13 protein-coding genes and 1 riboswitch are annotated in these 13,455 nt (G+C 73.2%); of the genes, 10 read left to right on the forward strand and 3 right to left on the reverse strand.

Annotation, left to right across the window (positions count from 1 at the left end; all coding sequences use genetic code 11):
• Window positions 1–24 precede the first annotated feature (24 nt).
• A complete protein-coding gene (locus tag AB0K37_RS21460; RefSeq protein WP_363983724.1) occupies window positions 25–2,358 on the reverse strand; it encodes a ribonucleoside-diphosphate reductase subunit alpha in 2,334 nt (777 codons plus the stop codon).
• 157 nt (window positions 2,359–2,515) lie between these two features.
• Window positions 2,516–2,659: riboswitch (cobalamin riboswitch) on the reverse strand.
• Window positions 2,660–2,818: 159 nt separating this feature from the next.
• Here AB0K37_RS21460 and AB0K37_RS21465 point away from each other — a divergent pair.
• The 6 genes from AB0K37_RS21465 to AB0K37_RS21490 all read left to right on the forward strand — a co-directional run bounded on the left by AB0K37_RS21465 (window position 2,819) and on the right by AB0K37_RS21490 (window position 7,022).
• Window positions 2,819–3,448 (forward strand): MFS transporter, encoded by a 630-nt coding sequence (locus AB0K37_RS21465; protein ID WP_363983726.1) that lies wholly within the window; start codon window positions 2,819–2,821, stop codon window positions 3,446–3,448.
• Window positions 3,449–3,524: 76 nt separating this feature from the next.
• Window positions 3,525–4,241 (forward strand): YcnI family protein, encoded by a 717-nt coding sequence (locus AB0K37_RS21470; RefSeq protein ID WP_363983728.1) that lies wholly within the window; start codon window positions 3,525–3,527, stop codon window positions 4,239–4,241.
• Window positions 4,238–4,771 (forward strand): copper resistance CopC family protein, encoded by a 534-nt coding sequence (locus AB0K37_RS21475; RefSeq protein WP_363983730.1) that lies wholly within the window; start codon window positions 4,238–4,240, stop codon window positions 4,769–4,771. Before AB0K37_RS21470 ends, AB0K37_RS21475 begins: the two co-directional genes overlap by 4 nt.
• A 70-nt stretch (window positions 4,772–4,841) precedes the next feature.
• Window positions 4,842–5,609, forward strand: coding sequence for an antibiotic biosynthesis monooxygenase (locus AB0K37_RS21480; RefSeq protein WP_363983732.1), 768 nt, complete (start codon window positions 4,842–4,844; stop codon window positions 5,607–5,609).
• A gap of 47 nt (window positions 5,610–5,656) precedes the next feature.
• Entirely contained in the window at window positions 5,657–6,355 is a 699-nt protein-coding gene (locus AB0K37_RS21485) for a GNAT family N-acetyltransferase (protein WP_363983734.1), read from the forward strand.
• A 145-nt stretch (window positions 6,356–6,500) separates the two neighbouring features.
• Complete coding sequence (locus tag AB0K37_RS21490; protein ID WP_363983736.1) at window positions 6,501–7,022, forward strand: GNAT family N-acetyltransferase; 522 nt, start codon at window positions 6,501–6,503, stop codon at window positions 7,020–7,022.
• Between the two features lie 62 nt (window positions 7,023–7,084).
• On the opposite strand, the gene AB0K37_RS21495 is transcribed toward AB0K37_RS21490, so the two are convergent.
• On the reverse strand, window positions 7,085–7,555 hold the full coding sequence (locus AB0K37_RS21495) for a carboxymuconolactone decarboxylase family protein (RefSeq protein WP_363983738.1): 471 nt from the start codon (window positions 7,553–7,555) through the stop codon (window positions 7,085–7,087).
• A 137-nt stretch (window positions 7,556–7,692) separates the two neighbouring features.
• On the opposite strand from AB0K37_RS21495, the gene AB0K37_RS21500 reads away from it, so the two are divergent.
• The 4 genes from AB0K37_RS21500 to AB0K37_RS21515 all read left to right on the forward strand — a co-directional run bounded on the left by AB0K37_RS21500 (window position 7,693) and on the right by AB0K37_RS21515 (window position 12,627).
• On the forward strand, window positions 7,693–8,307 hold the full coding sequence (locus AB0K37_RS21500) for a TetR/AcrR family transcriptional regulator (protein ID WP_363983739.1): 615 nt from the start codon (window positions 7,693–7,695) through the stop codon (window positions 8,305–8,307).
• Between the two features lie 98 nt (window positions 8,308–8,405).
• A complete protein-coding gene (locus tag AB0K37_RS21505; RefSeq protein ID WP_363983741.1) occupies window positions 8,406–10,088 on the forward strand; it encodes an AMP-binding protein in 1,683 nt (560 codons plus the stop codon).
• On the forward strand, window positions 10,085–11,725 hold the full coding sequence (locus AB0K37_RS21510; RefSeq protein WP_363983743.1) for an AMP-binding protein: 1,641 nt from the start codon (window positions 10,085–10,087) through the stop codon (window positions 11,723–11,725). The genes AB0K37_RS21505 and AB0K37_RS21510 overlap by 4 nt, the downstream gene beginning before the upstream one ends.
• A gap of 80 nt (window positions 11,726–11,805) precedes the next feature.
• Window positions 11,806–12,627, forward strand: coding sequence for a LuxR C-terminal-related transcriptional regulator (locus AB0K37_RS21515; protein WP_363983745.1), 822 nt, complete (start codon window positions 11,806–11,808; stop codon window positions 12,625–12,627).
• On the opposite strand, the gene AB0K37_RS21520 is transcribed toward AB0K37_RS21515, so the two are convergent.
• Entirely contained in the window at window positions 12,573–13,286 is a 714-nt protein-coding gene (locus AB0K37_RS21520; RefSeq protein WP_363983747.1) for an MFS transporter, read from the reverse strand. The genes AB0K37_RS21515 and AB0K37_RS21520 overlap by 55 nt on opposite strands.
• Window positions 13,287–13,455 lie beyond the last annotated feature (169 nt).

Here is a 13,455-nt window from a genome sequence, read left to right on the forward strand (position 1 = left end):
GCTGCCGCCCTTCCTCTCGCGCGGTCACTGGCACGCCTCGCAGGTCTCGGGGTTCTCCAGGGAGCAGACGGCCGCGGCGACCGTCGTCTGCGCGATCCGCGTCGCCGGACGGGACCGCAGGTAGTAGGTCGTCTTGAGCCCGGCCCGCCACGCGTAGGCGTACATCGAGGAGAGCTTGCCGATCGTCGGCGTCTCCATGAAGAGGTTCAGCGACTGCGACTGGTCGATGTACGGGGTGCGGGCGGCGGCGAGGTCGATGAGCGCCTTCTGCGGCAGCTCCCAGGCCGTCCGGTAGAGCGACAGCATCTCCTCCGGCAGGTCGACCAGCCCCTGCACGGACCCGTTCGCCTTCTTGACCGCCTCGCGGACGGCCGGCGTCCACAGCCCGAGCGACTTCAGGTCCTCCACCAGGTAGCGGTTGATCTGCAGGAACTCGCCGGACAGCGTCTCGCGCTTGAACAGGTTGGACACCTGCGGCTCGATGCACTCGTAGCAGCCCGCGATGGACGCGATCGTCGCGGTCGGCGCGATCGCGACGAGCAGCGAGTTGCGCAGGCCCACCTCCGCGACCCGGGCGCGCAGCGCGTCCCAGTCGGCGGGACGGGACGGCGCCGCGTCCGGGAAGTGGTCCAGGTGGAGCTTGCCGCGCGCGGTGCGGGTCATGCCGTAGGCGGGCAGCGGCCCGTGGATGGCGGCGAGGTCGGCGGACGCGTTGTAGGCGGCGAGGGCGATCTCCTCGGCGATGCGCGTCGACAGCTCGCGCGCCTCGTCCGAGTCGAACGGCAGGCGCAGCGTGAAGAACACGTCAGCGAGGCCCATCACGCCCAGCCCGACCGGCCGCCACTTGCGGTTGGCCTCCTCCGCCTCCGGGGTGGGGTAGAAGCCCCGGTCGATGGTGCGGTCCAGGAACCGGACGGCGGTGCGGACCGTGGACCGGAGGCGCTCCCAGTCGACGCCGGACGGCCCGACGTGCGCGGCCAGGTTCACCGACCCGAGGTTGCAGACGGCGGCCTCGCGGTCGCCCGTCACCTCCAGGATCTCCGTGCAGAGGTTCGACAGGTGGACGACCTTGCCGGGCTCGGCGGTCTGGTTGCAGGCGCGGTTGGCGGCGTCCTTGAACGTCATCCAGCCGTTGCCCGTCTCCGCGAGCGTCCGCATCATGCGCCCGTACAGCTTGCGGGCCGGGACCTGCCGGACGAACCGCCCCTCCCGCTCCGCCGCCCGGTAGGCCTCGTCGAACTCGTCGCCCCACAGGTCGACCAGCTCGGGGACCTCCTTCGGATCGAACAGCGACCACGTCGCGTCGGCCTCGACGCGGCGCATGAACTCGTCCGGGATCCAGTTGGCCAGGTTGAGGTTGTGGGTGCGGCGGGCCTCCTCGCCGGTGTTGTCGCGCAGCTCCAGGAACTCCTCGACGTCGGCGTGCCACGGCTCCAGGTAGACGCACGCCGCGCCCTTGCGGCGGCCGCCCTGGTTGACGGCGGCGACGGACGAGTCGAGCGTGCGCAGCCACGGGACGATCCCGTTGGAGTGCCCGTTGGTGCCCCGGATCAGCGAGCCCCGCGACCGCACCCGCGTCCAGGAGACGCCGATGCCGCCCGCGTACTTGCTGAGCCGCGCGACCTGGCCGTACCGGTCGTAGATGGACTCCAGTTCGTCGCGCGGCGAGTCGAGCAGGAAGCACGACGAGAGCTGCGGGCGGCGGGCCCCGGAGTTGAACAGCGTGGGCGAGCTGGGCAGGTACGACAGGGTGCTGAGCAGCGCGTACAGCTCGGCGGCCTCCTCAACGGCCTCCTCGACGGCCGCCGTGTCACCGGTGGGGCGGCCCCCCGCACCCCCCGGCCCGGCTTCGTCGGGAACGACGAGCCCGCACGCCACCCGGAGGAGGAAGTGCTGCGGGCGCTCCAGGACGAGCCGCGACCGCGGATGCCTGAGCAGGTACCGGTCGTAGACCGTCCGGAGCCCGAAGTACTCGAAGCGGTCGTCGGCGCCGTCGTCGACGAGGGCGTTCAGCGCCGCGGAGCCGGCGGCGACGAAGGCGGCCAGGTCGTCCGCCAGGAGGCCCTCGCGGTGCGCGGCGGCGACCGACTCGGCGAACGTCCGGACGCCGGCGGCCGCGGCCTCCTCCCGGATCCGGGCGCCGAGCAGCCGCGCGGCCACCCTGGAGTACCCGGGCTCGGCGGGGATGAGCGCGGCGGCCTCCCCGATCGCGAGGTCCCGCAGGGCCGCCGCGTCCAGCCCGTCCGCGGACCGGACCGCGGCCAGCACCCGCCCGGCCTCGGCGCCCGGGACCCCCTCGCAGGCCGCCTCGACCTCGACGGCGATCTCCGCCCGCGGCGCGGCCAGAACCTGTGTCACGTGCATCTCCCCTCGCATGCCGCCTCGCGGAGGCATGCGAACGGCGCGCGGCGGCGGGCCGCGCTCCGTCCCCGGCCCACCCGCGAGGCCTGGACGTGTCGATCCGGGACGGACCCGGACCCCCGATGAGGCCGGTCTCCCGGCCTTGCGTGCGGGCAGGTCTTCGGACTCGCGGGCGCCGCCTCTGCCGAGGCGTCCTACTGGCCGTCGCTTCCCGGGCCGCCGGGCCCAGTGCTCGATGACGGCGGTCGTTCCCGCTCACCGCTGCGGGGCAGTCCCGGATTCCCACCGGGTTCCCTCTCACGCCGCCCCCGCCGCGAGCGGCGGGGGCGGACCAGCACGGGACTGAACCCTACATCTAGTTGACGATCAACGCACAACCCCAAGATGTTGGGCGTGGCGGCGGATGCCCGGGGGCGGCTGGGCAGAGCGCGCAGGGGATGGGACGATGGGGGCCGTCATGAGCCCCCATGCGCCGCAGCCGCTGTTCCGGCCCGCCCGCGCGGTGGTGTTCGCCACCGTGTGCGCGACGCTGGCGACCCTCGGGCACGTCCTGGCGGGCGGCGCGGCGGTGCCGGCCTGGGCGTCGCTCACGGGCTTCGGCGCCGTCCTCGGCGTGACGCTGATGCTGGCGGGCCACGAGCGCTCGCTCGCGACGATCCTGGGCGGGCTCCTCGGCGGGCAGTTCGCCCTGCACACGCTGTTCACGGCGGCCACCGCGCCCCACCACGCGCCCGGGGCGCACGCCGCCATGACGGGCGCCGTGGAACCCGTCGCGGCCCCCGCCGCCCACGGCGGGAACGGCCTGGCGATGACGCTCGCGCACTGCACGGCCGCGCTGGTGGCCGCGTGGTGGCTGCGGCGCGGCGAGCGGGCCGCGTGGTCGCTCGCCCGGCGGGTCGCCGCCCTCGCGGACCGTCCGATCCGGCTGCTGCTGGCCCTGCTCGCCGTGGAACCGGCCGAGCCTCCGACCCGCCCCCTCCGGACGGCCCCCGCGTCGGCCGCCGTCACCGCCACCGGGCGCGTCCTGCGGCACCAGGTCGTCCGGCGGGGTCCCCCTCCGCGTTCGAGGGCGCTCGCTCACTTCTGAGCCGGAGCGCCGTACGTCACCGGACGCCGGCTCGCGGCGCCCGGACATTCCCGTACGTCTCGAACGGAGTTCCGCAATGCCCTTCTTTCCGCATGCCCGGCGCGCCGGCGCCGTCGCGTCCCTCGCCGCCCTGTCCGTGACCGGCCTGGCCGCGGCGGCGTCCGCGCACGTCAGCGTCAACCCCGGGACCGCCGAGCAGGGCTCGTACGCCAAGGTCTCGTTCCGGGTGCCGAACGAGCGCGACGACGCCTCCACCACCAAGCTCGTGGTGAGCCTGCCGACCGACCACCCGCTGTCGTCGGTGTCGGTCCGGCCGCTGCCGGGCTGGACGGTGAAGGTCGAGAAGTCCGCGCTGCCGAAGCCGGTGAAGACCGAGGGCGGCGAGCTGACCGAGGCCGTCACGAAGATCACCTGGAGCGGCGGCAGGATCGAGCCCGGCCGGTTCGAGGAGTTCGACGTCTCGATGGGGCCGCTGCCCACCGACACCGACCGGCTCGTGTTCAAGGCCGACCAGACCTACTCCGGCGGCGAGGTCGTCAAGTGGGAGGAGCCCCCCGCCGAGGGGGCGAACGAGCCGGAGCACCCGTCGCCGGTGCTGAAGCTCCTCCCCAAGGGCTCGGCGGCCACGGCCGGGCTGGCCGCGCAGGTGAAGCCCGCCGCCGCGTCGTCCGCGTCGTCCGCGTCGTCCGGCGACGGCACGGCCCGGCTGCTCGGCGGCATCGGCATCGCCGTCGGCGTCGTCGGCGTCGCGGTCGGCGCCTACGGCGTGACCCGGGCGCGGAGCCGGGCATGACCCGGGCGGCGCTGCGCGGGGCCGCCGGGGCGGCGGCGCTCGCGGCGGTCCTGGCGACGACCGCGGTTCCGGCGTCGGCGCACACCGCGCTGACGTCGGCGAGCCCTGGGAAGAACGCGACGGTCGCGGCCCCGTCCCAGATCGTCCTGACGTACGGCGACCCGGTCCGGCTGCCGCGCGTGGTCGTGACCGCCGGGTCGGGCGAGCAGTACCAGGCCGGGCCCGCGCGGGCGGTCGACAACAAGGTCACCCAGGCCGTCGGCGGCACGCTCCCTGACGGGAAGTACACCGTGGGCTGGCGCGTCGTCGCCTCGGACGGCCATCCGGTCGAGGGCACCTACACGTTCACCGTGCAGGGCTCGTCCGGGCGCGCCGAGCCCCCCGCCCCCTCGCCGAGCCGGAAGACCGTCGTCTCCACGGACGGTTCGGGGGGCTCGTCGGGCTGGCTCTGGATCGGACTGATCGCCGTGGTCCTCGCGGCCGCGGCGGGCGCCGTCGCCTGGTTCCGCCGCTCGCGGCCGCCAGGTTGATCGTTTTGCTTCCGGTCGGATGATTACAGGATTACAGTGATAATCCGACCGGAAGCAGCCTGGGGGCACCATGATCGTCGAGTACATCCGCTACCGCATCGACCCGCAGGACGCGGAGGACTTCGAGGCCGCCTACGCGCGGGCCTCCGTCCCCCTCGCCGCCGCCCCCGAGTGCGTGGACTACGAGCTGTCCAGGTGCGTCGACGAGCCGTCGTCCTACATCCTGCGCATCTGCTGGACGTCGGCCGACGACCACATGCGGGGCTTCCGGGGCGGCGAGCACTTCCCCGCGTTCTTCGCCGAGATCAAGCCGTACGTCCAGCGGATCGAGGAGATGCGGCACTACGAGCGGACGGCGGTTCGCGGCGCCGGCTCGTCCGTCCCGACCATGTACGACTGGGCCGGCGGAAGCGCCGCCTTGGAGCGGCTCACCGAGCACTTCTACACGAACGTCCTCAAGGACGACCTGCTGCGCCCGCTCTTCGAGCACATGGCCCCGGACCACCCGAAGTGGGTCGCGGCGTGGCTCGGCGAGGTCTTCCGCGGGCCGGAGCGCTACAGCCGCGAGCGCGGCGGCTACGGCGCCATGGTGCGCCATCACCTCGGCAAGTCCATCACCGAGGCGCAGCGCCGCCGCTGGGTCTCGCTCCTCATGGACGCGGCGGACGAGGTCGGCCTCCCGGACGACCCCGAGTTCCGCGCCGCGTTCGCGTCCTACATCGAGTGGGGCACGCGCATCGCCCTCGCCAACTCCCAGCCGGACGCGAAGCCGCCCCTCGAAGCCCCCATGCCGCACTGGGGCTGGGGCGTCGCGCCGCCCTACGTCCCCGCCGACTAGCATCCAGGGCGCTGATTCCCCCGTACGGCCTGGAGAGGTACTGCACCATGGCGGACCGCGACGACGCCGCGCTCGACGACCCCGTGCGCGAGTCGCTCCGCGGCCGCCACGCGCACCTCGCCCGCCGGCTCGGCCGGGCCGCCGCCTACCTGCCGGAGGTCTCGACCTTCTCCGCGGTGTCCGCCGACCCGGACGCCGCGGAGTGGGCCGACCTCGCCCGGCTTCTCGGGCGGGGCGAACTCGCCGACATGTTCAGCAGCCCCGCGACCCCGCCGGCGGACTGGGAGCCGGTCTTCGTCCTCGAAGGCCTCCAGATGGTCTGGCCCGGGAGCGGTGAGACCGGCCCCGGCGCGGCGGACCCCGGCATCGTCGAACTCGGCGCGGACAGCGTGCCCGAGATGCTCGACCTCGTCGCGCGGACCCGGCCCGGGCCGTTCTGGCCGCGCACCCGCGAACTCGGCTCCTATCTCGGCATCCGCGACGACGGCGCGCTGGTGGCCATGGCGGGCGAACGGCTCCGGCCCCGGGGATGGACGGAGATCAGCACCGTCTGCACCGCCCCCGAGGCGCGCGGGCGCGGCCACGCCGCCCGCCTGATACGCGCGCTCGCGTCACGCGTCACGTCCCGGAACGAACGCCCTTTCCTGCACGTGGCCGCAGCGAACACCCAGGCGATCGCCCTTTACGAGCGACTCGGCTTCGAGACCCGGAGGCACGTGACCTTCCGCGGCTTCCGGGTGCCCTGACCGCCGCGCGTAGTACGCTTTGCGGCATTCCTGCGACAGGGGAGGTTGATGAATATGGCCCGCGTGGCGCTTCTTCAGCATGCCCTTGTCCGGGCCGCCCGCGACTGAGCGCGGCCCGGTCGTCCAGAACGACCAGGAGCCACACGTGTCTTCTTCCGACCTGACCACTTCAGGCCTTCCCGGCGCGGAAGCGCCGGACGCGGATCTCACCACCGACCGTCTCGTCCTGCGGCCGTGGACGCCCGGCGAGATCGCCGCCGTCCAGTCCGGTGACAGGCTCGCCCACTGGGCGGACGACTTCCCCGCCGAAGGCGACCGGGCCATCGCCTGCTTCATCGCCGAGAACCCGTCCGCGCTCGGCGAGTACGGCCAGCGCCTGATCATCGAACGCTCCACCGGCCTGGTGGTCGGCTCCGTCGGCCTGTTCTGGCCGCCCGCCGACGGGGCCGTGGAGTTCGGTTACGGCGTCGTCCCGTCCCGCCGCGGCCGCGCGTACGCCACCGAGGCCGCCCGCGCCATCGCGAAGTTCGCCCTGACCGCGCCCGGCGTGGACAAGGTCGTCGCGACCGTGGAGCCGTCCAACCCGGCGTCGGTCCGCGTCCTGGAGAAGGCGGGCCTCCGCCTTGTCGGCACGAGCGAGGGCCTCGCCACCTACAGCACCGCCTGACCACGGCGCCGAGCGTGCCGCCCTTCCCCCGCGGGAGGGCGGCACGCCCGTGTCCGGGGCGGTCAGCCGAACTGGCCGGGCTCGTAGGAGCCGGCGGGCTGCCGGGTGATGACGTTCATCCGGTTCCAGGCGTTGATGAGGGCGATGAGCGACACCAGGGCGGCCAGCTCCTCCTCGTTGTAGTGCTTGGCCGCGTTCTCCCAGACCTCGTCGGAGACGCCGGCGCCGTCGGCGAGGCGGGTGCCCTGCTCGGCCAGCTCCAGGGCGGCGCGCTCGGCGTCGGTGAAGACGGTGGCCTCACGCCAGGCCGCGACCAGGTTGAGGCGCACCGAGGACTCGCCCTCGTGGAGAAGGTCCTTGCTGTGCATGTCGACGCAGAATCCGCAGCCGTTGATCTGACTGGCGCGCAGCTCCACCAGGTGCACCGTCGTGGACGGCAGCGTCGAGCCCGTGACGGCCTTGGCCGCCGACTGCATGTACTTCATGAACTTGCCCGCGGTGGCGGTGCCGTAGTAGTTGAAACGGGCGTCCATGGCGATCTCCTTGCCGTTTGGAGGGTTACACCAGGGTGACGGGATGCCCGGGCGGGATGTGACAGCCTCCCGGGAGTGACTCCCGTCACCTCGTCGGCTCGGGCGGGAAGCGGGCGCGCGGCTGGGAACATGGGGCCATGACGAGGGCGATCGAGGAGCCGCGGAACGCGCGCAGCCGGCGTTCCCGGACGGCGCTGCTGCGGGCGGCGCGCGAACTCGTCGAGGAGCACGGGATGGCGGCGACGACGATGGCGGCCGTCGCCGAGCGCGCCGGAGTGTCGCGGCGGGCCGTCTACCTGCACTTCGCCTCCCGGGCCGACCTGATCAGTGAGCTGTTCGGCCACGTCAACGAGGTCGAGGACCTTCGAGGGCGGTTCGCGCCCGTCGGCGAGGCGCCCGACGCGGTGACCGCGCTGGAGATGTTCGCGCGCCGGCACGCCGAGTTCATGTCGCGCGTCCTCGCCGTGGCCCGGGCGGTGGAGCGCGAGGCGGGCAGCGACCCGGACGCGGCCCGGCACTGGGAGGCCGCCATGCGCTGGCGGTACGACACGAACCGCGCGCTGATCCTGCGGCTCGACGAGGAGGGCGTGCTCGCCCCCGGCTGGACGGTCGACACCGCCACCGACATGCTCCTCGCGCTGATCGCCAACGGGGTGAGCGGGACGCTGCTCGACGACCGCGGCTGGAGCCCCGGCCAAATCGGCGACCACATGGCGCTGTTGCTGCGCTCAACCTTCGTAACGGGCGGGTAAGACCACCCCACTACCCCCGTTCGGGGGTGGCGTGGGTCACCCGGATGGCCAACCATCCTTCTGACCGGGGTGTCCGTGCGGCTACGAGGGAGAAGACCATGCCCGCAGTCGAGTTCCGCGCGGCGCGCGACTTCCTGCTCGCGCATCGCGACGACTACGCGACGGCGTACGAGAAGTTCCGCTGGCCGGTGCTGACCGGTTTCAACTGGGCGCTGGACTGGTTCGACAAGATCGCCGAAGGGAACGACTCGCCCGCGCTGTGGATCGTCGAGGAGGACGGCGCCGAGGCCAGGTACTCGTTCTCGCAGATGGCGCGGCGGTCGAACCAGGTCGCGAACATGCTGCGGCGGGCGGGGGTGCGGCGCGGCGACCGGATCATCCTGATGCTCGGCAACCAGGTGGAGCTGTGGGAGACCGTGCTCGCGGCGATGAAGCTCGGCGCGATCATGATCCCGTGCACGCCGCTGCTCGGCACGGCCGACCTCCAGGACCGGCTGACGCGCGGCAAGGCCCGGCACGTGGTGACCGCCTCGTCCGAGGCCGGGAAGTTCGACGGCGTCGAGGGCGAGTACACGCGGATCGCCGTGGGCGAGCCGGTGGAGGGCTGGCTGCGGTACGCCGACGCCTACGAGGAGGGCGAGTCCTTCACCCCCTACGGGCTGACGATGTCGCGGGACACGCTGCTGCTGTACTTCACGTCAGGGACGACGGCGAAGCCGAAGCTGGTCGAGCACACCCACGCGTCCTACCCGGCCGGGCACCTGTCGACGATGTACTGGATCGGGCTGCGGCCGGGGGACATCCACCTGAACATCTCGTCACCGGGGTGGGCGAAGCACGCGTGGAGCAACATCTTCGCGCCGTGGGACGCGGAGGCGTGCGTGTTCATCTTCAACTACACCCGGTTCGACCCCGACCGGCTCCTCGACACCCTCGAACGCTGCGGCGTGACGAGCTTCTGCGCGCCGCCGACCGTGTGGCGGATGCTGATCCAGTCCGACCTCGGACGGCTCGGCCGGCCGCCGCGCGAGGTCGTCGCGGCCGGGGAGCCGCTGAACCCCGAGGTCATCGAGCGGGTGAAGCAGGCGTGGGGCCGCACCATCCGGGACGGCTTCGGGCAGACCGAGACGACCGTCCAGATCGCCAACACGCCCGGCCAGCCGGTCAAGCCCGGCTCGATGGGGCGTCCCGTGCCCGGCTACAAGGTGGTGCTGGTCGACCCGCTGACCGGGGAGCCCGGCGAGGAGGGCGAGATCTGCCTCGACCTCGAAGACCGCCCGCTCGGGCTGATGACCGGCTACCACGGCGACGAGGAGCGCACCGAGGAGGCGATGGCCGGCGGTTACTACCACACCGGTGACATCGGCTCCCGCGACGAGGACGGGTACATCACCTACGTCGGGCGCGCCGACGACGTGTTCAAGGCGTCCGACTACAAGATCTCGCCGTTCGAGCTGGAGAGCGTGCTGATCGAGCACGAGGCGGTGGCGGAGGCCGCGGTCGTGCCGTCGCCCGACCCGGTGCGGCTGGCCGTCCCGAAGGCCTACGTCACGCTCGCGAGCGGCTGGGCGCCGGACGCCGAGACCGCCAAGGCGATCTTCGCGCACTGCCGGGAGCAGCTGTCGCCCTACAAGCGGGTCCGGCTGCTGGAGTTCGCCGAGCTGCCGAAGACGATCTCCGGGAAGATCCGCCGGGTCGAGCTGCGGGCCAGCGAGATCGACAAGCATCCCGGCCGGGACGACCGGCCGGAGGGCGAGTTCAGGGAGGAGGACCTGCGATGAACGTCTCCTACGCGTCGGGCGTCTCGGCGACGCCGCTGCTCGGCGACACGATCGGCGCCAACCTCGACAGGACGGTCGCGGCGCACGCGGAGCGCGACGCGCTCGTCGAGCGGGCGTCCGGCCGCCGCTGGACCTACGAGCAGTTCTCCGACGACGTGGAGGCGGTCGCGCTGGGCCTCCGCGACCTCGGCGTCGTCAAGGGCGACCGGGTCGGCATCTGGGCGCCGAACTGCGCCGAGTGGATGCTCGTCCAGTACGCGACGGCCAAGCTCGGGGCGATCCTCGTCAACATCAACCCCGCCTACCGGGTGCACGAGCTGGAGTTCGTCCTCAACCAGGCCGGCATCCGGACGCTGATCGCGGCGCCGGTGTTCAAGACGTCCGACTACGCCGCGATGATCGAGGAGGTCAGGCCCAGGTGCGCCGCCCTGCGCGACGTCGTGCTCATCGGCACGCCCGGGTGGGACGCGCTGATGGAGGCCGGCCGCACGGGCGAACCGGGCGTCCTCGACGAGATCGGGCGGATGCTCACCGCCGACGACCCGATCAACATCCAGTACACGTCCGGGACGACGGGGTTCCCCAAGGGCGCGACGCTGTCGCACCACAACATCCTCAACAACGGCTACTTCGTCGGTGAGCTGTGCGGCTACGACGAGGAGGACCGCGTCTGCGTGCCGGTGCCCTTCTACCACTGCTTCGGCATGGTCATGGGCAACCTGGCGGCGACGAGCCACGGCGCCTGCATCGTGATCCCCGCGCCGGCGTTCGACCCGAAGGCGACGCTGGAGGCGGTCGCGGCGGAGCGCTGCACGTCGCTGTACGGGGTGCCGACGATGTTCATCGCCGTCCTGAACGAGCCGTCGCTCGCCGGGCTCGACCTGTCCAGCCTGCGCACCGGGATCATGGCCGGGTCGCCGTGCCCGGTCGAGGTGATGAGGCAGGTCATCGAGCGGCTCGGGATGAGCGAGGTCGCGATCTGCTACGGCATGACCGAGACGTCGCCGGTGTCCACGCAGACCCGCGCGGGCGACTCGCTGGAGCGCCGCGTGTCCACGGTCGGCACCGTCCTGCCGCACCTGGAGATCAAGGTGATCGACCCGGAGACGGGCGTGACCGTCCCGCGCGGCGTCCCCGGCGAGTTCTGCACGCGCGGCTACTCGGTGATGCTCGGCTACTGGGACGAGCCGGACAAGACGGCCGAGGCCGTCGACGCGGCCCGCTGGATGCACACCGGCGACCTCGCGGTGATGGACGAGGAGGGCTACGTCACCATCACCGGCCGGATCAAGGACATGGTGATCCGGGGCGGCGAGAACATCTACCCGCGCGAGATCGAGGAGTTCCTCTACACCCACCCCGACATCGTCGACGCGCAGGTCATCGGGGTCCCGGACGAGAAGTACGGCGAGGAGCTGATGGCCTGGGTGCGGCTGCGCGAGGGCGTGCCGGGCCTGACCGCCGGGGAGCTGCGCGCGTTCTGCGAGGGCAGGCTCGCCCACTACAAGATCCCCCGCTACGTGCACGTCGTGGAGGAGTTCCCGATGACGGTCACCGGCAAGATCCGCAAGGTGCAGATGCGCGCCGAGGCCGTGGACATCCTCGGCCTTGAGGACACCGCGTCGCAGCACGCCTAGGCCCCTCCGCGTCGTCGCATGACCAGGTTCGCCCGTCCCGCCACTTTCGGGGCGGGGGTCGCGCAGGGCATTCTCAAGGCATGGGCGATGACGTGGGGGCCGTCCGGTCGGCGGTGCTGACGCTGCAGCGCACGACCGGCCTGCCCATGGTGTTCGGGGGCGCCCTCGGCGGCCAGGACCGGCTGGTGATCACCGAGCTGGTCGGCAACAGGACCGACTCGCTGAACGGCCTCGTCGTGCGGCAGGGCAACGGGCTCGGCGGCAAGGCGATGGCCATGGGACGTCCCGCGTGGGTCAGCAACTACCCGTGCTCGGCGTCGATCAGCCACGACTACGACAGGCCCGTCGGGCGCGAGGGGCTGCTGTCGATCGTCGCGGTCCCGATCGTCGTGCGGCGGCGCGTCCGCGGCGTCCTCTACGGCGCGCTGAGGGAGCCGCTCTCCCTCGCCGACCGCGTCGTGGGCGCGGCCGTGGAGGCGGCCCGCGACCTCGAACAGGACCTCGCCGTCCAGGACCGCGCGGACGAGGCGCTGGCGCGCACGCCGCCCGGCACGTCGGCGGCGCGCTGGGAGGAGGTCCGGGCCGTGCACGCGGAGCTGCGCGCCCTGGCCGAGCAGGTCCGCGACCTGCCCACCCGCGACCGGCTGCGGGAGGCGTCGCTGCGCCTGGCGGCGGCCGGGCTGGACGAGCCGGCCGGGTCGTCGCGCCCCGTCCTGTCGCCCCGCGAGCTGGACGTCCTGTCCTACGTCGCGATCGGCTGCACCAACGCCGAGGCCGCCGAGCGGCTCGGGCTGCTGCCGGAGACGGTGAAGAGCTACCTGCGGTCGGCGATGCGCAAGCTCGACAGTCACACGCGGCTGGAAGCCGTGACCGCGGCCCGCCGCGCCGGGCTGCTCCCCTGATCCTCGCGCCGCGCCGCCCGGCGTCCCGCGAACGAGGCGGCGGCCGCGGCGAGCGCCGTGCCGCCGAAGCCGAGCATCACGGCGGTGAACGCCGGGCCGTGGCCGCCGGGGAACCCGAGGTACAGGGTCCCGAAGACGGCGACGCCCGCGACGCCGGCGAGCTGGAAGTTCATGTTGACGAGGCCGCTGAGGTCGGCCGCGTGCCGGTCCGCGACGTGCGCCGTCAGCCGCCCGAGCTGCGGCGCGAACCCGAGGCCGAGGCCGAACCCGCCGAGCCCGAGCAGCCCGCCGAGCCCGAGCAGGGCGGCGAGCCCCGTCCCGTCCGCCCGGGTCAGCCCCACCGCCGCGTACACCGACGCGAGCAGCAGGTACCCGGCGACGGGCGCGCGGGCGGCCAGGCGGGCGGGGAGGCGCGGCACGAGCGACCCGGCGATGCCGAACGCGGCGACCCAGGGCACGAGCGCCAGGCCGGAGAACAGGGCACTGCGGTCCAGCCCGTCCTGCAGATAGAGGGCGAGGACGAACATCATCGCGTAGAAGGTGCTGGTGGCCATGCCGAGGGCGCCGAGCGTCCACGCCACCACCGGGCGGCCGAGCACGCCGAGGGCGAGCAGCGGGGACGCGGCGCGCCGCTGCCGCCTGACGAACAGGGCGGCCACCGGCACGCAGGCCGCGAGCGACGCCCACGTCCACGGCGGCCAGCCCGCCTCGCGCCCGAACAGCAGCGGGACGACCGCCAGCAGCGCCGCCGCGGACAGCAGGGCGGATGGGGATCACCGGCGGCGACCTCGCCGACGACCCCCGCGTCGCCTCCCGCCTGGACGCCGC

It is taken from the genome of Actinomadura sp. NPDC049753 (genome assembly GCF_040674655.1).
In the GTDB taxonomy this organism is placed as follows: domain Bacteria; phylum Actinomycetota; class Actinomycetes; order Streptosporangiales; family Streptosporangiaceae; genus Spirillospora; species Spirillospora verrucosospora.